Here is a 16,148-nt window from a genome sequence, read left to right as displayed (position 1 = left end):
ACCCATGTTTGATTACGAAATGTTGCGTCTGGTCTGGTGGGTGCTGGTCGGTGTCTTGCTGATCGGTTTCGCCATCACCGACGGTTTCGATATGGGGGTGGGCGCACTGCTCCCCTTCGTCGGCAAGAAGGATGTGGAGCGTCGGGTGATGCTCAACACCATGGGCCCGCACTGGGAAGGCAACCAGGTATGGCTGGTCACGGCGGGCGGAGCCCTGTTCGCGGCCTGGCCCATAGTGTATGCGGCGGCCTTCTCCGGCTTCTACATCGCTATGATACTGACCCTGATGGCGCTCTTCTTCCGTCCGGTCGGTTTCAAGTACCGTTCCCTGCGTGAAGACGCCAAATGGCGTACCAACTGGGATTGGGCCCTGTTCATCGGCAGTGCCGTTCCTCCCGTCATCTTCGGGGTCGCCTTTGGCAACCTGCTGCAGGGTGTGCCGTTCAGCTTCAACCAGTTCCTGATGCTGACCTATCACGGCAATTTCTTCGGCCTGCTCAATCCGTTCGGTCTGCTGGCCGGTCTGGTGAGCTTGTTCATGATTGTTACCCAGGGCGCTACCTGGCTGATGATGAAGACCGAGGGTGAGGTGCTGGCTCGTTCCCGTACCGCTGCCATGATCTTCTCCCTGCTGACGCTGGTCACCTTCGCGCTGGCCGGTGTCTGGGTCAGTGGCATGGACGGTTATGTGGTGGTCAGCGGCGCCGCGACCGATGCCGTGACCAACCCCCTGCACAAGGAGGTCGTGGTGCAGGCCGGTGCCTGGATGCAGAACTACAGCCTCTATAGCTGGATGATGATCGCTCCCGCGCTGGGTCTGGCGATGTGCGTGCTGACGGCTGCCGCTGCCAAGATTGGCAAGGGCTGGCTGGCATTCCTGTGCTCCTCCCTGGCCATTGCGGGCATCATATTGACGGCGGGCTTCTCCATGTTCCCCTTCATCATGCCGTCCAGCCTGGAGCCATCGCAGAGTCTGACCATGTGGGATGCCACCGCCTCCTTCAACACCCTCAAGGTGATGACAGTGGTCGCGGCCATCTTCGTCCCGACTGTGCTGGCTTACACCATCTGGACCTACATCAAGATGTTTGGCCGGGTGAGCAACAAGCACATCGAAGACAACCAACAATCGCTCTACTAAGAAGGTGCCCTGATATGTGGTATTTCACCTGGATCCTGGGTCTGCTGCTGGCTTGTGCGTTTGGCATCATCAATGCGCTCTGGCTGGAACACACCGAGAACATGGATCGTCAGATCGATGAAAACAAGTGATCGACTCGCCCGGTTGGCGGCTCCTCTGGAGCGCCAACCCTGGCAGGGGTTGATATTGGTAGCGGCGGCCCTGTTGGCCGTCGCTATTTTGCAGGCCCCCAACCTGGTGGCCGCCAACACCAGTGAGCATGGGCTGTTGCTCGCGCCCTGGCTGATGTGGGCGGTCTGTTGCGGCGTGATGCACGGGCTGGGATTCCATCCCCGCAGCCTCATCGGCCGCGTGCTGTTTTGCCCCTGGCTCGCTTGGCCCAGTTTGTTATATGGGCTCTGGTTGACTCAAGGCTATTTCCTTTCATAAAAAACGGGGGGAGGCAGGATTTCCCTGTCTCCCCCTGCTTCTTTCCTATTCAGCCCTGCGCTATGATAGCCCCCCATCTGACTGTCGAATGGATCACAGATTTTTATGGGGGAAGTCTCTGAGTTTCCGGTGCGTGTCTACTACGAAGACACGGACGCCGGGGGCATCGTCTACAACGCCAATTATCTCAAGTTTATGGAACGTGCTCGCACCGAGTTTCTGCGCAGCGGCGGCATCGAACAGGATGTCTTGCTGCAAGCCGGATTCGCGTTTGTGGTGAGTCGAACAGAGATCGATTTCCGCTCGGCGGCCCGTTTTAATGAGCTTTTGACTGTGTTAACGCAAGTGACTGAAGTGAAACGTGCATCCATGCGCTTCTCACAACGGATCCTGGCGGCTGATGGACGACTGATCACCCAGGCCATGGTACAGATAGCCTGTGTCAGTCATCTGCATATGAAACCTGTTGCAATACCTGAAAATGTGAAGGGAGTGCTGTTAAGTGCACGCTGAAATTTCGTTTATTGGCCTGTTTTGGCAAGCCAGCCTGTTGGTAAAACTGGTCATGATGACCCTGATGGGTATGTCGGTTGTCTCCTGGGCGCTGATCTTCCAACGCTCCAAGGTCATCAAGGCGGCCAATATCGCATCGGAGCAGTTTGAAGACCGCTTCTGGTCCGGGGTCGACCTCAACCGTCTCTACCAGGAGTCATCTTCCCGCCGCGATGACATCGAAGGCATGGAAGACATCTTCTATTCCGGCTTCAAGGAGTATGCCCGCCTGCTCAAGGCCGGCGCTCGCGGCCAGGATGCGGTGATGGACGGTACCTATCGTGCCATGCGGGTATCGCTTTCCCGTGCGGTGGACGAGCTGGAATCCAACCTGCCAGTGCTGGCGACCGTCGGTTCCATCAGCCCCTATATCGGTCTGTTTGGTACCGTATGGGGTATCATGAACGCCTTTATCGCCCTGGGTCAGGTGCAGCAGGCTACTCTGCAGATGGTGGCACCGGGTATCGCGGAGGCGCTGATCGCCACCGCCATGGGCCTGTTTGCAGCCATTCCCGCGGTTATTTTCTATAACCGGTTTACCAACAAGGTAGAAAAGCTGGAGAACGCCTACGCCAACTTCATGGACGAGTTCACCACCATACTGAACCGTCAGATTGCACAGCAGCAGGGTGATCAGTAATGCAAACCTATCAGCGGATCCGGCGCAAGAAGGTGTGCGAGATCAACGTGGTTCCCTATATCGACGTCATGCTGGTGCTGCTTATCATCTTCATGGCGGTGACGCCCGTGATCACGCAAGGGGTCAAGGTTGACCTGCCGCAGGCGGAATCCGAGCAGTTGCCGGAAGATGCCAAGCCGCCCTTCATCGTCAGCGTCAACACCGAAGGCGAGTACGTCATCAAGGCCGGTGAGGCCGATGATGAGCCGGTGCCGAGCGGCACGCCCGAGGCGATGCAGCAATACATCACCGAGAAAGCCATGGGCTATCTGGCCATCAACCAGAACGCCCCCGTGGTGGTGGCCGGTGACAAGTCCGTGCGTTATGAAGAGGTGATCCTGCTGATGGTGGCCCTCAAGAATGCGGGCGTGCCTCAGGTTGGCCTGATGACAGATCCGGTGAACTGACGGAGATGGACGTGAAGCGTGGTATTTCCGGTTATCTCATCGCGTCGCTGCTGCTGCACCTGATCATCGGCATCATTTTGCTGGTCGGGGTCGACTTCAGCAAACCGAAGCGGCCAGAGTCGAAGGGGCAGATCGTCAATGCCGTCATGCTCGACGAAAACTTCCTCAACGAGCAGGCCAAGCAGATCCAGCAGCAGAAATCTCAACCCAAGCCTCAGAAGGTAGAGAAAGAGAAGGACAAGGAAGACACGGACATCGCCAAGCGTGAGCTGGCCCAGCAGCAGGAGCGGCTGCGCATCGCTGAAACCAAGCGCAAGGAAGCCGAAGAGGCGACCCGCAAGGCAGAGGCCGAGAAGCAAAAGAAGGTAGCCGAACAGAAGCAGGCGGAAGAGAAGGCCCAGAAGGCCGAGGAAGCCCGCAAGCTGGAAGAAAACAAAACCAAGCAGGCGGAATCTGAGCGCAAAGCGGCAGAGGCCGAGAGCAAGGCGCTGGCGCTGAAGAAGAAAAAGGAACAGGAAGAGAAGAAAGAGGCCGAACAGAAGCAGGCCAAGGCGGAGGCAGCCAAGAAAGCGGAAGCCGACAAGAAGGCCAAGCAGGAGGCTGAGAAGAAAGCCAAGGCCGAGGCGGACAAGAAAGCCAAAGCAGAGGCCGAGAAACAGGCCAAGGCTGAAGCGGACAAGAAAGCCAAGGAGGCCAAGGAAGAGGCCGCCAAGAAGGCAAAAGCTGACGCAGAGAAGAAGGCCAAGGCCGAGGCTGACAAGAAAGCCAAGATAGCGGCGGAGCGCAAGCGCAAGGCAGCCGAGGAGGCCAAGCTGCAAAAAGAGATGGAAGACATGATGCAGCAGCAGCTGTCGGCTGAGGCCAATGCTCGCAGTCAGGCCGCATCGGCGCAGGCGCAGGGCGAGGTCGATAAATATGCCGCGCTGATCAAGGCCACGGTCGAGCGCTACATGATTTTGGATCCCACCATGCGGGGTAAAACATGTACTATCGGCGTACGTCTTGCCAGCACAGGCTTTGTCATATCGGTAGATAACGGCCAGGGTGACCCGGCGGTATGCCGTTCCGGCAAAGCGGCGGTATTGAAGGCCAATCAACTGCCAGTGCCGAAGGATCCTGCGGCATTCGAGATGTTGAAGGAGTTCAACCTCAAGTTAGAACCTAGCATCTAAGCATGATAAAACGGGGTCAGGCAGCGTCTTGCTGAGAAAGGAATTTAACCTCTCATTTTTATTGGAACCGAGTATTTAAGCCATGATCAGAAAAGTATTTTTTGCTTTGGTTGGCTGTTTGTTGCTGGGCCAGAGTGCCCAGGCGGCCTTGGACATCGTCATCACCGGCGGTATTGATAGCGCACGTCCCATTGCCGTCGCCCCCTTCAAGTGGGAAGGGAACGGGCAACTGCCGCAGGACATCGCGGAAGTGGTCTCCAACGATCTGATGCGCAGTGGCAAGTTCAAACCGCTGGCCCGTGGCCAGATGCCGCAGACCCCGAGCTCCAGTGGCGAGATCAACTTCGCTCCCTGGGCGTCCCAAGGGGTTGAAGCCGTGGTGGTGGGTTCTATTTCGGCTGTCGGCGACGGCACTTACAAGATCAACTTCGAGCTGGTCGACGTGCTGAAGGGCCAGCTGGCCAAGACCCAGGGCGGCGAGAGCAATGGTTATATCCTGGATAGCCGCATGGCGACCATTCCGGGTGCCCAGATGCGCCAGTTTGCCCACCGCATCTCCGACATCGTCTATGAGCGTCTGACCGGTGAACGTGGCGCCTTCCTGACCCGTCTGGCCTACGTCTCAGTGCAACAGGGGACCCAGTTCCCGTACCAGCTGCGCATCGCCGACTACGATGGTTACAACGAGAAGACCCTGCTGCGCTCCCGCGAGCCGTTGATGTCTCCGGCCTGGTCGCCGGATGGCAGCAAGCTGGCTTACGTGAGCTTCGAGAACCAGAAGTCCGAAATCTATGTGCAGGATATCTACACCCAGCAGCGCAGTCTGATCTCCAGTTTCCGTGGTATTAACGGGGCGCCTGAGTGGTCTCCGGATGGTCGTCGCTTGGCTATCGTTCTCTCCAAAGATGGTTCACCGAACCTCTATGTGATTGATGTCGCTAGCAAGCAGCTGACCAGAGTCACCACCAGCCGGGTGATCGACACCGAACCCTCCTGGATGCCGGACGGGCAAAGTTTGTTGTTCACCTCTGAACGTGGTGGCAAACCCCAGATTTATAGCGTAAATTTGGCGACTGGTATGACTCACCGGATGACGTGGGAAGGTGAATCCAACCAGGGTGCATCCATTACTCCTGATGGCAAAATCATGGTGATGGTGACCCGTGTTCAGGGACAATACCGTATTGCCCGTCAGGACATGGAAAACAATGCCCTGTTGGTCCTTACCCAGAGTGCTCTGGATGAGTCGCCAAGTGTGGCTCCCAATGGCAGCATGATCATTTATGCCACCATCTATCAAGGTCGCAAGAGTCTGGCGTTGGTATCGACCGATGGTCGCTTCAAGGCTGTGCTTCCGACCAGTAGCGGTGAAATTCGTGCACCAGCTTGGTCGCCCTTCTTGAATTGATAAAAATTCGATTGTTTTTTGTTTTGTTATAAAGGTTTAAGGAAATAGCATGCAACTCAATAAACTGCTCAAGGGTTTGGCCATCGCACTGCCACTGTTCACCCTGGCCGCTTGTAGCTCCTCTTCTGATTCCGACGCCGCAGGCGCCGAGTCAGGCATGACCGACGGCATGGGCGGTGTACAAACCGGTGGCGCAAACGGCATGTTGTCCCCGGAAGAGCAGATGCGTCAGAAGTTCGAAGCACTGCAACGCGACAACGTGATCTACTTCCCGTTTGATGGTTATGACATTCAGGGTCAGTACGCTGATCTGCTGGATGCACACGCCAGCTACCTGCGTGAGCGTCCGTCCGTCAAGGTGTTGATCGAAGGCCACGCCGATGAGCGCGGTACTCCGGAATACAACATCGCGCTGGGCGAGCGTCGTGCCAAGGCTGTAGCCAAGTATCTGCAAACCCTGGGTGTGCAGGCCGAGCAGCTTTCCATCGTCAGCTATGGCGAAGAGAAGCCGCTGGATATGTCTCATACCGAGGATGCCTTTGCCAAAAACCGCCGTGCGGTTCTGGTTTACTAAGGTTTGATCCGAATGAAATTCGTGTATATGCAAGCGGCCATTTCGATGGCCGTTTTATTTACACTGAAGCTACCGGTTTGATCTGAATGAAATTTGTGTATAAACAAGCGACTATTGTGATGGCCGTTTTATATACACCGAGGCTACCGATTTGATCCGAATGAAATTTGTGTATAAGTAAGCGACTATTGCGATGGCCGTTTTATTTGCACTAAACGCTAAGGTTTGATCCGAATGAAATCTGTGTACAAGCAAGCAACTCTTGTGATGGCAGTGTTAGTTGCACTGAGCGCTCAGGCGGCTGCGCCCGTGAGCGATCTCAGTGGCGGTGGTAGCGTGGCCCTCAGCGGCAACAATGGCGCCATCATGCCCACAGGCAGCCTGGAAGACAGGGTCGCCTTGCTGGAGCGCACCCTCAATGCCCGTCTGCGCCTGCAAGCCGAGTTGCAGCAACAGGTGGATTCCCTGCAAGGGGAGGTCTCCGAACTGCGCGGCCAGCTGGAGCAGCAAACCTACCAGATGGAGCAGTCGCAAGAGCGTCAGCGCCAGCTCTACCAGGAGCTCGACAAGGTGGCCAATAGCCAGCCTGCCGCTGCCCCCGCCACACCGGTGGCCGGTGCGAGCGCAGCCCCGGCTGCTGCGGCCAACTACTCCGCCAATCTGGATGAAAATCAGGCCTATGATGCGGCCGTGAACATGGTGCTGAAGGACAAGAACTACGACAAGGCCATTCCCGCCTTCGAAGGGTTCATCAAGCAGTACCCAAGCTCGGGCTATGTGCCGAATGCCCACTACTGGCTCGGTCAGCTGCTGTTCAACAAGGGTGACAGAACCGGTGCCGCGGCCCAGTTCTCTACCGTGGCGAACAAGTTCAGCAAGTCTCCCAAGCGGGCCGATGCCCTGCTGAAGCTGGGTATGCTGGCACAGCTAGATGGCAAGAAAGCGGAAGCCAAGACCTTCTATGAGCAGGTGATCAAGGGCTATCCCAATACCTCGCCGGCCCAGTTGGCCAAGCAGAGTCTGAGCAAGTTGTAGCATTGCCGTATGTCACTGTTTTCGTAACAGTCTTGTAAATACGGCCCCGCTTTGTATGCGCAGTGAACAATCAGATTGAATTTAAGAATTTTCTATTGCGCCAGGATGATAAATCCGTAATATAGGCCGCCGTCAGAGCCGGTGCAGTATTGCAGCCGGTCCTGGTCGTGGTGAGGGTCGTTAGCTCAGTCGGTAGAGCAGTTGACTTTTAATCAATTGGTCGCTGGTTCGAATCCAGCACGACCCACCATTTCTCCACCAGGTGGAGACAGAATTCCCAGGTCGTTTAGCTCAGCTGGGAGAGCACCTCCCTTACAAGGAGGGGGTCACTGGTTCGATCCCAGTAACGACCACCAGTTTTGTGAGTAGAGTTGAAACTGTTTGCCGAAGGCGAACAGTGCCAGGCAGAAGGTGGGGGTCGTTAGCTCAGTTGGTAGAGCAGTTGACTCTTAATCAATTGGTCGCTGGTTCGAACCCAGCACGACCCACCAGTTTGGCAACAAGCATTCCCAGGTCGTTTAGCTCAGCTGGGAGAGCACCTCCCTTACAAGGAGGGGGTCACTGGTTCGATCCCAGTAACGACCACCAGTTTGTAAAAAAATGATTTAGATGGGTCGTTAGCTCAGTCGGTAGAGCAGTTGACTTTTAATCAATTGGTCGCTGGTTCGAATCCAGCACGACCCACCATCATTTCAAGAATCCCAGGTCGTTTAGCTCAGCTGGGAGAGCACCTCCCTTACAAGGAGGGGGTCACTGGTTCGATCCCAGTAACGACCACCAGATCGAAAAGCCCGCAACGATGCGGGCTTTTTTTATGGCTGTTTCTCATCAGGTTCTCAAACGATCCAGCTGGGTTGCCAGGGCGCCAGAGGCCTGCTCCAGCTCCTCGCTCAGGCGATGGCTGGCACTGGCCTCCTGTCCCAGGGTGGTGGCGGCATCACCAATGCGCATCAGGTTCTGGTTGATGTCGTCGCTGACGGCACTCTGCTGCTCGGCCGCCGTGGCGACCTGGCTGATGTGATCGTGGATCTGCTGGATCTGGGCGACCACCCGGTTGAGTGCTTCGAAGGCCTGCTCCGTGCCCTCGACCGTACTGGCCGAACGGGTGATGCCTGTGCTCATCAGCTGCTGGCTGCTGCTCACCTCGGTTTGCAGGCTGCCGATGAGCTGGCCTATCTCGTCGGTGGACTCGCGGGTCTTGGTGGCGAGCGCCCGGACTTCGTCTGCCACCACCGCAAAGCCTCGTCCCATGTCTCCCGCCCGCGCCGCCTCTATGGCCGCATTGAGCGCCAGCAGGTTGGTCTGCTCGGCGATGGCTCTGATCACATCCAGAATGCGGCTGATATTGGTGCTGCGTTGGGCCACCTGGGCCACCGCCTTGTCGGCCTGGTGCATGTCCTCGACTAGCGTATGGATCTCGGTACGAGCGCGGCTCAGGGTCTGCTGGGCGGTGTTGATGTGATGGGTGGCTGCCTCCGACTCCTGGGCGGCCTGCTCCGCATAACCCGCCACACTGACAGCAGTGGTGCTCATTTGATGCATGGCGCTGACCACGCTCTCCAGTTCTATGCTCTGTTCATCCAGGCTGGCGCGCATGGTGTCGGCCGTCTGCTTCATCCCCTGTGCCTGCTGGCGCACTTGCTGTCCAATCTGCTTGCTGCCCTGCACCATGCCACGCAGCTTGCCAAGAAAGGCGTTGAGCTGGCCGGCCAGTTCGATCAGCTCCTGATGAGTGTCTACCTGCATCTGCTGGGTCAGATCCCCCTCGTTGCTGGAAAGGTGGGCGACGTGGCGGCTGATGAGCGACAGCGGGGCCGTGATGGTCTGGATAAACCAGATGAGCAGCCCAAGCGCCAGCAGGGTGATGATGGTGACGGCAATCAGCTGTTGTTGCTGGGCGGCTTGCAGCAGGTCGCCCAGCTGGTTGCTGATGGTGTTGGCCTGACTCAGGGCCAGCGCCTTGGGCACCTTGATCAGCAGCCACCACTGGGTATCGGCCGCCTCGATCCGCACTGGTTGCTGCAAGATGAAATCGGTGTCGGTATTCAGCGTTTGTCCGGTTGGCGCGGTCAGCCCTGCCTCCGTCAGCGGGCGGCCCAGCTTGTCGGCGTAACGGTTGCTGCCGACGATGAGCCCCAGCTTGCTGACCAGCGTTACGTCGGCCTGGTTGTCATACAGGCTTTTACCCAGACTTTCTGCCAGTTGCTGGAAAATGGGCAAGTTCATGTCGACACCAGTTATGCCAACGAACTTGCCCTCCTTGAGGATGGGCACCGTCAGGCTGGTCATCAGCATCTGGTTGCCCGGGCTTATCTCGTAGAGGTAGGGTTCCATCAGACAGGGTCGACGGGTATCGCGACCACACAAGTACCACTCGCTGTTGCGAATACCGAATTCGTTGACCGAGGTATCGTACTTGGCGTCACTGGCTGCGGCGTCCACCTGCTGTTGCGACACTTTCCCGCCCTGATCGCGAACGAAGTAGATCTCCAGGCTGCCCTTGTTGGGGACTGAATGGGATGCGCCGGACGGCCAGGTGGCATCTTGGCCATCGTAGCCATTGGGCTCAAACTGGGCATAGATGGAGCTGATGCCGCTCGCCTGCTGCAAGCGACTGCCCAGCAGGGTCTCGACCTGGGGGCGGGAGAGGATGCGATCCGACTGGGCCATGCTGCCCTCAAGCTGAGCGGCTATCCCCAGCGGCACCTGATAGGACTGCTGCAGCAAGGCGGCTATCTGCACCGCGTAGCGCTCGGCCTGGAACTGCAGGGTGCGGGAAACCTCCTGTTCCAGCGCCTGGCGGGTCTGGTTCATGATGTTGCTGCGCAGTGATTGCAGGGAGGAGGACTGTATCAGCGTCATGGCGATGCCGCTGAACAGGAAGAGCCCCATGGTGAGCAGCAGCAGCTTGGTTTTGAGCGAGCGTTGTTTCATTCGACAACTCCTTTTGGCAAGAATGACAACGAATTACTTGAGTATATTCGGACACTTGCGTAGCACAGGATTTGTTGATGGGTTTGTGCGCGGCTTCTGGTTATAATTTTTGCCTTTCCAAGCCTTGATGGAACAGTCGCAATGAGCAATGCACTGAGCAATATCCCTCCGGTGGTCGAGATGGACTACCCGTTCCCGGTCAAACCAGCCCCGCTGACCGCCGAGCAGAAAACGACCCTGATCGCAGACATCAAGGCACTGCTGAAAGAGCGTCAGGCCGTGCTGGTTGCCCACTACTACACGGATCCCGAGATCCAGGCGCTGGCCGAGGCCACCGGTGGTTTTGTCGGTGACTCCCTCGAGATGGCCCGTTTTGGCCGGGATCACGCCGCCCAGACCCTGATTGTGGCCGGGGTGCGTTTCATGGGGGAGACCTCCAAGATCCTGAGTCCTCACAAGCGGGTGCTGATGCCGACCCTGGAGGCCGAGTGTTCCCTCGATCTGGGTTGTCCCATCGATAAATTCTCGGCTTTCTGCGATGCTCATCCCGACCACATAGTGGTGGTCTATGCCAATACCTCGGCAGCGGTGAAGGCGCGGGCAGACTGGGTGGTGACCTCCAGCATTGCGCTTGAGATAGTCGAGCATCTCGACAGCCAGGGTCACAAGATCATCTGGGGCCCGGACAGGCACCTGGGCGCTTATATCGAGAAGAAGACGGGTGCCCAGATGCTGCGCTGGCAGGGCCACTGCATCGTCCATGACGAATTCAAGGCCAAAGCCCTGCGCGAGCTGAAGGAGCAGAACCCGGATGCGGCTGTGCTGGTGCACCCGGAATCTCCGGCTTCCGTCATCGAGCTGGCCGATGCGGTGGGCTCCACCAGTCAGCTGATCAAGGCGGCCAAAGAGCTGCCCCAGCAGAAGCTGATAGTGGCGACCGATCGCGGCATCTTCTACAAGATGCAGCAGGCTTGTCCGGACAAGGAGATGGTCGAGGCGCCGACCGGTGGCGATGGTGCCACCTGCCGTAGCTGCGCCCACTGTCCCTGGATGGCGATGAATGGCCTGGTGGCGATCAAGGAGGCGTTGACCGATGGCGCCGAGCGTCACGAAATCCTGGTGGATGAAGCCCTGCGGGTGAAGGCGCTGATCCCGCTGGATCGCATGCTCGATTTTGCCGCCGAGCTCAGGCTCAAGACCCAGGGCAATGCCTGATCTATTGGGGCATGAGATGTGAAGAGGGCACCCGTTGGGTGCCCTCTTTCGTTATGGGGGCCGTGAAGATCAGAGGATCACGGTCGAGAGGTTGTGCTCTTCATCCGGCGCAATGACTACACCAGCCTCGGCCGTGATGGCCGCTTCGACACAGAGCATGGTGCGGTAGCCGTCGTCGCTCATGTCAGCCATGGCGGTGGCGCCTTCCAGCCAGGGGGTCCAGACCACAATGCTGTCGTGGTTGCCGCTGACCACCTGAGTAGTGCGATCGCGATCCTGAACCCGGATCATGGCCTCAGGTTGGTGGTAGACCCGATCAATGGCCGCTGTGAGCGTCAGAGCGCCCTGTTGCTGCGCATCCTGGCCGGTCAGCTTGTCGGCGTAAGGCTCGCCCAGCCCGGTCACGCTGACAGCCTCTGGGGCGCTTATCTGCAGATAGGTGTGCAAGGCGGCATTATAGGCGACGGGGGCTTTGCCCGTGTTGCGAGTGGTCAGCACCAGCGAGAGCTCCTTGCCGACCAGGACGTCCAGTTCCAGTTCGAAGGGGTGGGGCCAGATGGTGCGGGTCGCGTCGTTGTCACGCAGAGACAGATGGACGAGCGTGCCATCGCCGTGATCGGAGACGCCGTCCAGGGTCCAGAGGCTGGTGCGGGCGAAACCGTGGGACGGTTTGCCGCTGCCGACACGGGCGGGGGCCGGGCCAAACCAGGGCCAGCAGATGGGAATGCCGCCGCGGATGGGCTTGCTGCCATCCAGCACGGCCTTGTCGCTGAGCCAGATCGAGGCGGGTTCGCCGTGGCGCTGGTAGCGCAACACATGGGCGCCAAACAGGCTTATCTCGGCCTTGGCATCGCCATTGTCGATGGTGAGCAGGGGCTGACCAGCCGCATTGTGGCTGAGGGTACAGTGGGCAGTCAGAGAGCGTGTCGGTTGCATGAGGACTCCTGTGCTCGCGCACATTCAGAAGAGAGGGTCGGAAAATCCACGGTCCAGAATACAAAAAGGCGGCCAATGGCCGCCTTTTTCAAGCTACTTGATTGCGCATCCCAAATTACTTGGAGATGTGAGCGATCAGGTCCAGAACTTTGCTGGAGTAGCCCATTTCGTTGTCGTACCAGGATACAACTTTAACGAACTTGTCGTTCAGCGCGATACCGGCTTTGGCATCGAACACGGAAGTCTGACGCTCGCCCAGGAAGTCAGTGGAGACCACTTGATCTTCGGTGTAGCCCAGTACGCCTTTCATGGAGCCTTCGGAGGCTGCTTTCATGGCTGCACAGATTTCAGCGTAGGTAGCCGCTTTCTTCAGGTTGACGGTCAGGTCAACAACGGACACGTCCGGAGTTGGTACGCGGAAAGCCATACCGGTCAGTTTGCCGTTCAGTTCCGGGATAACAACGCCAACAGCCTTGGCAGCACCGGTAGAGGACGGGATGATGTTCTGAGCCGCACCGCGGCCACCGCGCCAGTCTTTGGCAGACGGACCATCAACGGTCTTCTGGGTAGCAGTGGTAGCGTGGACGGTGGTCATCAGGCCGGATTCGATACCGAAGGTATCGTTCAGAACCTTGGCAATCGGAGCCAGGCAGTTGGTGGTGCAGGAAGCGTTGGAAACGATGTCCTGGCCAGCGTAGGTAGAGTCGTTAACACCCATGACGAACATAGGGGTAGCGTCTTTGGACGGGCCAGTCAGAACAACTTTCTTGGCGCCGGCAGCGATGTGCTTGCGAGCAGTCGCGTCGTCCAGGAACAGACCGGTGGCTTCGGCAACAACGTCAACACCGATGGCATCCCATTTCAGGTTGGCCGGGTCACGCTCAGCGGTAACACGTACGGTTTTGCCGTTGACAACCAGGTTGCCGTCTTTGACTTCAACGGTGCCCTTGAAGCGGCCGTGAGTGGAGTCGTACTTCAGCATGTAAGCCATGTAGTCAACGTCGATCAGGTCGTTGATGCCAACCACTTCGATGTCAGCACGCTCAGCGGCCAGACGGAAGACGAAACGGCCGATGCGGCCAAAACCGTTAATACCTACTTTGATAGTCATATTTGGTTACCTAACTGTTCAGTAGTCAAAGAAAATTCCGTTTGTAAATTTACTAGAACTCCCCCGTGAGTCAACCAACAATCTGTCTGAAATTGCGCTATATCATGAAAAACTGTGAAATTTATTTTCGGTTTATGTAACTGACTACCAACTTTTGTCGAAAATGTCATCGGCTGGTTCGCGTCACAGAGATCAACAATAGTGCCTGTTCGGTCACACAACCAGCCAGGCAGATGTGTAAAAATGTGCGCGGTTTAGCATGGCCGAAAAGCCACTGTTCAAGTACCACCCATAAAAATTAATCAAAATAGTATAGATAGAATCCACAGCGGGAATTCTCAAACTATGACCACCCTGATTGAACAGCTGGCTGCCGCCAAAGGCATCGCCAGTGAGTATGTTGATGCCTGGGGCCACCCGGCCCAGGTATCCGAAGAGAGCAAGGCCGCCATGCTGGGCGCCATGGGTTATCGCGTCGATGACGAGGTCGCCCTGACCGAGCAGCTGGAAGAGGAGCTCCGTCAGCATTGGCTGCGCGCGCTGGATCCCGTCATGGTGGTCCGCAGCGGTGAGCCCATCACCCTTGAAGTCCGTCTGCCCATCGATTTCGTCAATGACGCCCTTACCTGGCAGCTCATGCTGGAGCAGGGGACTGTGTTGTCCGGTCAAATCACCCCCATCGAGGGTGAGCTGGTCGGCGTCGCCGAATTCGAAGAGATGGAGTGCCAAGCCTATCGCGTGGCGCTGGATGTACAGCCAGAGCTTGGTTATCACCAGCTGACCCTGCTCGAAGAGGGCAACGATGAGCCACTTGCCAGCATGCGTCTCATCGTCGCGCCCAAATCCTGCTATAAGCAGACTCCCATCGCCGAAGGCCGCAAGGTGTGGGGCCCTAGCGTGCAGCTCTACTGCCTGCGCAGCCGCCACAACTGGGGCATAGGCGACTTCAGCGATCTCGGCCAGCTGGTCGAGAAAGCGGCCGCTTGGGGGGCCCACTTTGTGGGTCTGAATCCCATTCATGCCCTCTATCCGGCCAACCCCGAGAGTGCCAGCCCTTACAGCCCCTCTTCCCGTCGCTGGCTCAATGTGGCCTATATCAACGTGGAAGCTGTGCCCGAGTTTCTGGCCAACGATCGGCTCAAGGCGGAGGTAGCCAATCCGGCCTTCCAGCAGCACCTGAACGAGCTGCGTGCCAAGAGCAATGTGGATTATACCGGCGTCATCGAGACCAAGATCGGCATGCTGCGTCAGGTGTTCGACCAGGCCAGTTTCAGTGCCGAGCGTCAGGCCAGTCTCGATGCCTTTGTGGCGGCCGGTGGCGACAGTCTGCAACAGCAGGCGGCATTTGATGCCCTGCAGGCCCACTTCTATGCCAAGGGCGAAAACGCCTGGGGCTGGCCGGTATGGCCGGAGGAGTTGCGGGATTACCACAACCCCGAGGTGGCTGCCTGGATGGCCGCGCACAGCCAGGATGTGAACTTCTATCTCTACCTGCAGTTCCTGGCTGATGAGCAGCTGGCGCAAGCCGATGCCCGCGCCAAGGCGGCCGGCATGGTGATGGGGATCTACCGCGATCTGGCGGTGGGCGTCTCCGAAGGCTCCACCGAGATCTGGGCCAATCGGGATCTCTACTGCCCGAAAGCCTCGGTCGGTGCGCCGCCCGATATCCTGGGCCCGCTCGGCCAGAACTGGGGCCTGCCCCCCATGAATCCGAACCAGCTGTTCGAGGCAGCCTATCAGCCCATGGTGGATCTGTTCCGCGCCAACATGCGTTCCTGCGGCGCGCTGCGCATCGACCACGTGATGGCCTTGCTGCGCCTGTGGTGGGTGCCGCCCGGAGAGTCTGCCGCCAAGGGGGCCTACATCTATTATCCGGTCAACGATCTGCTGGGGATCCTGGCGCTCGAATCCCACCGCAATCAGTGCCTGCTGATCGGCGAGGATCTGGGGACTGTACCGGAAGGCATAGACGTGACCCTGAAAGAGAACGGCGTCCATTCTTACAAGGTGTTCTTCTTCGAGCGCTCCAAGGCCGATGGCGGCTTCATCTCCCCCGCTCACTACACCGAGCAGGCGATGTCTGCCCTGACCACCCACGACATGCCGACCCTCAAGGGCTTCTGGCATTGCGACGATCTGGCGCTGGGTCGCGAGCTGGGATTGTATCCGGATGAAGACGTGCTCAAGACCCTGTATGCTGATCGCCACCAGGCCAAGCAGCGGATCCTCGACAGCCTGCACGCTCATGGAGTCATCTCTGACAGCGTCAGTCATGACGTGAACTGGGTCGGCATGAACACCGAGCTCAACCATGGTCTGCAACTGCACATGTCCCGCGGCAGCTGCGCCCTGTTCAGCACCCAGCTGGAAGACTGGCTGGAGATGGACAAGCCGGTCAACGTGCCGGGCACCAGTTATGAATACCCCAACTGGCGTCGCAAGCTGTCCACCGATCTGGAGGATATTTTTGCCAATGAAGCGCTCAAGGCGCTGGCAGGCAAGATGAGCCAGGCCCGTGATGAGGCCAGTCGTTGAGCCACTGCCGACAAAACGTG

General features: G+C 58.0%; 15 protein-coding genes and 6 tRNA genes. 18 read left to right on the top strand and 3 right to left on the bottom strand.

The features are described from left to right. Window positions 1-4 precede the first annotated feature (4 nt). The 16 genes from cydB to BN1128_RS00335 all read left to right on the top strand — a co-directional run bounded on the left by cydB (window position 5) and on the right by BN1128_RS00335 (window position 8,177). Complete coding sequence (gene cydB, locus BN1128_RS00410) at window positions 5-1,141, top strand: cytochrome d ubiquinol oxidase subunit II (RefSeq protein WP_042865604.1); 1,137 nt, start codon at window positions 5-7, stop codon at window positions 1,139-1,141. A gap of 14 nt (window positions 1,142-1,155) precedes the next feature. Then, window positions 1,156-1,272 (top strand): cytochrome bd-I oxidase subunit CydX, encoded by a 117-nt coding sequence (gene cydX / locus BN1128_RS24215; RefSeq protein ID WP_005304933.1) that lies wholly within the window; start codon window positions 1,156-1,158, stop codon window positions 1,270-1,272. Next, window positions 1,259-1,570, top strand: a complete 312-nt coding sequence (locus BN1128_RS00400) for a cyd operon YbgE family protein (RefSeq protein WP_042865603.1) — start codon at window positions 1,259-1,261, stop codon at window positions 1,568-1,570. Before cydX ends, BN1128_RS00400 begins: the two co-directional genes overlap by 14 nt. 105 nt (window positions 1,571-1,675) lie before the next feature. Further along, window positions 1,676-2,083 (top strand): tol-pal system-associated acyl-CoA thioesterase, encoded by a 408-nt coding sequence (ybgC, locus tag BN1128_RS00395; RefSeq protein ID WP_042865602.1) that lies wholly within the window; start codon window positions 1,676-1,678, stop codon window positions 2,081-2,083. Next, a complete protein-coding gene (tolQ, locus tag BN1128_RS00390; RefSeq protein ID WP_042036136.1) occupies window positions 2,073-2,762 on the top strand; it encodes a protein TolQ in 690 nt (229 codons plus the stop codon). Before ybgC ends, tolQ begins: the two co-directional genes overlap by 11 nt. Further along, window positions 2,762-3,208 carry a protein TolR gene (tolR, locus tag BN1128_RS00385; RefSeq protein WP_042036135.1) on the top strand — a complete coding sequence of 149 codons (447 nt, stop codon included), beginning with the start codon at window positions 2,762-2,764 and terminating at the stop codon, window positions 3,206-3,208. Before tolQ ends, tolR begins: the two co-directional genes overlap by 1 nt. A gap of 5 nt (window positions 3,209-3,213) precedes the next feature. Further along, the gene (tolA, locus tag BN1128_RS00380; protein ID WP_042865601.1) at window positions 3,214-4,380 is read left to right on the top strand and encodes a cell envelope integrity protein TolA; all 1,167 of its coding nucleotides are present in this window, start codon (window positions 3,214-3,216) and stop codon (window positions 4,378-4,380) included. Window positions 4,381-4,462: 82 nt separating this feature from the next. Next, window positions 4,463-5,788 carry a Tol-Pal system beta propeller repeat protein TolB gene (tolB, locus tag BN1128_RS00375; protein ID WP_042865600.1) on the top strand — a complete coding sequence of 442 codons (1,326 nt, stop codon included), beginning with the start codon at window positions 4,463-4,465 and terminating at the stop codon, window positions 5,786-5,788. A gap of 49 nt (window positions 5,789-5,837) precedes the next feature. After that, complete coding sequence (gene pal / locus BN1128_RS00370) at window positions 5,838-6,362, top strand: peptidoglycan-associated lipoprotein Pal (protein ID WP_005304908.1); 525 nt, start codon at window positions 5,838-5,840, stop codon at window positions 6,360-6,362. A 234-nt stretch (window positions 6,363-6,596) separates the two neighbouring features. After that, window positions 6,597-7,397 carry a tol-pal system protein YbgF gene (gene ybgF / locus BN1128_RS00365; protein ID WP_042865599.1) on the top strand — a complete coding sequence of 267 codons (801 nt, stop codon included), beginning with the start codon at window positions 6,597-6,599 and terminating at the stop codon, window positions 7,395-7,397. A gap of 174 nt (window positions 7,398-7,571) precedes the next feature. Further along, window positions 7,572-7,647 (top strand) — tRNA-Lys (locus BN1128_RS00360). A gap of 30 nt (window positions 7,648-7,677) precedes the next feature. Then, a tRNA-Val gene (locus BN1128_RS00355) sits at window positions 7,678-7,753 on the top strand. Window positions 7,754-7,812: 59 nt separating this feature from the next. Further along, window positions 7,813-7,888 (top strand) — tRNA-Lys (locus BN1128_RS00350). A gap of 21 nt (window positions 7,889-7,909) precedes the next feature. Continuing rightward, window positions 7,910-7,985, top strand: a tRNA-Val gene (locus BN1128_RS00345). 23 nt (window positions 7,986-8,008) lie between these two features. Beyond that, a tRNA-Lys gene (locus BN1128_RS00340) sits at window positions 8,009-8,084 on the top strand. 17 nt (window positions 8,085-8,101) lie between these two features. Continuing rightward, window positions 8,102-8,177: transfer RNA gene (locus BN1128_RS00335), tRNA-Val, on the top strand. A 48-nt stretch (window positions 8,178-8,225) separates the two neighbouring features. On the opposite strand, the gene BN1128_RS00330 is transcribed toward BN1128_RS00335, so the two are convergent. Further along, a complete protein-coding gene (locus BN1128_RS00330; RefSeq protein WP_042865598.1) occupies window positions 8,226-10,331 on the bottom strand; it encodes a methyl-accepting chemotaxis protein in 2,106 nt (701 codons plus the stop codon). Window positions 10,332-10,472: 141 nt separating this feature from the next. On the opposite strand from BN1128_RS00330, the gene nadA reads away from it, so the two are divergent. Continuing rightward, window positions 10,473-11,546 (top strand): quinolinate synthase NadA, encoded by a 1,074-nt coding sequence (gene nadA / locus BN1128_RS00325; protein ID WP_042865597.1) that lies wholly within the window; start codon window positions 10,473-10,475, stop codon window positions 11,544-11,546. Between the two features lie 69 nt (window positions 11,547-11,615). Here the strand turns inward: nadA and BN1128_RS00320 are convergent, their stop codons facing one another. Together BN1128_RS00320 and gap are read right to left on the bottom strand one after the other, a co-directional pair. Beyond that, entirely contained in the window at window positions 11,616-12,482 is an 867-nt protein-coding gene (locus BN1128_RS00320; protein ID WP_042865596.1) for a D-hexose-6-phosphate mutarotase, read from the bottom strand. Window positions 12,483-12,597: 115 nt separating this feature from the next. Further along, complete coding sequence (gap, locus tag BN1128_RS00315) at window positions 12,598-13,593, bottom strand: type I glyceraldehyde-3-phosphate dehydrogenase (protein ID WP_042865595.1); 996 nt, start codon at window positions 13,591-13,593, stop codon at window positions 12,598-12,600. A gap of 345 nt (window positions 13,594-13,938) precedes the next feature. Here gap and malQ point away from each other — a divergent pair, with 345 nt between their 5' ends. Beyond that, the gene (malQ, locus tag BN1128_RS00310; RefSeq protein ID WP_042865594.1) at window positions 13,939-16,128 is read left to right on the top strand and encodes a 4-alpha-glucanotransferase; all 2,190 of its coding nucleotides are present in this window, start codon (window positions 13,939-13,941) and stop codon (window positions 16,126-16,128) included. Window positions 16,129-16,148: the final 20 nt, after the last annotated feature.

This window comes from Aeromonas piscicola (assembly GCF_000820005.1).
GTDB classification, from domain to species: Bacteria; Pseudomonadota; Gammaproteobacteria; order Enterobacterales; family Aeromonadaceae; genus Aeromonas; species Aeromonas piscicola.
Note: the sequence above shows the minus strand (reverse complement) of the source record. Positions and strands in the feature narration are given on the sequence as shown.

Bases quoted from the DNA above. Each gene is read 5' to 3' on its own strand.
- cydB (WP_042865604.1), top strand. From the start codon at position 5: ATGTTTGATTACGAAATGTTGCGTCTGGTCTGGTGGGTGCTGGTCGGT.
- cydX (WP_005304933.1), top strand. From the start codon at position 1,156: ATGTGGTATTTCACCTGGATCCTGGGTCTGCTGCTGGCTTGTGCGTTT.
- BN1128_RS00400 (WP_042865603.1), top strand. From the start codon at position 1,259: ATGAAAACAAGTGATCGACTCGCCCGGTTGGCGGCTCCTCTGGAGCGC.
- ybgC (WP_042865602.1), top strand. From the start codon at position 1,676: ATGGGGGAAGTCTCTGAGTTTCCGGTGCGTGTCTACTACGAAGACACG.
- tolR (WP_042036135.1), top strand. From the start codon at position 2,762: ATGCAAACCTATCAGCGGATCCGGCGCAAGAAGGTGTGCGAGATCAAC.
- tolA (WP_042865601.1), top strand. From the start codon at position 3,214: ATGGACGTGAAGCGTGGTATTTCCGGTTATCTCATCGCGTCGCTGCTG.
- tolB (WP_042865600.1), top strand. From the start codon at position 4,463: ATGATCAGAAAAGTATTTTTTGCTTTGGTTGGCTGTTTGTTGCTGGGC.
- pal (WP_005304908.1), top strand. From the start codon at position 5,838: ATGCAACTCAATAAACTGCTCAAGGGTTTGGCCATCGCACTGCCACTG.
- ybgF (WP_042865599.1), top strand. From the start codon at position 6,597: ATGAAATCTGTGTACAAGCAAGCAACTCTTGTGATGGCAGTGTTAGTT.
- BN1128_RS00330 (WP_042865598.1), bottom strand. From the start codon at position 10,331: ATGAAACAACGCTCGCTCAAAACCAAGCTGCTGCTGCTCACCATGGGG.
- nadA (WP_042865597.1), top strand. From the start codon at position 10,473: ATGAGCAATGCACTGAGCAATATCCCTCCGGTGGTCGAGATGGACTAC.
- BN1128_RS00320 (WP_042865596.1), bottom strand. From the start codon at position 12,482: ATGCAACCGACACGCTCTCTGACTGCCCACTGTACCCTCAGCCACAAT.
- gap (WP_042865595.1), bottom strand. From the start codon at position 13,593: ATGACTATCAAAGTAGGTATTAACGGTTTTGGCCGCATCGGCCGTTTC.
- malQ (WP_042865594.1), top strand. From the start codon at position 13,939: ATGACCACCCTGATTGAACAGCTGGCTGCCGCCAAAGGCATCGCCAGT.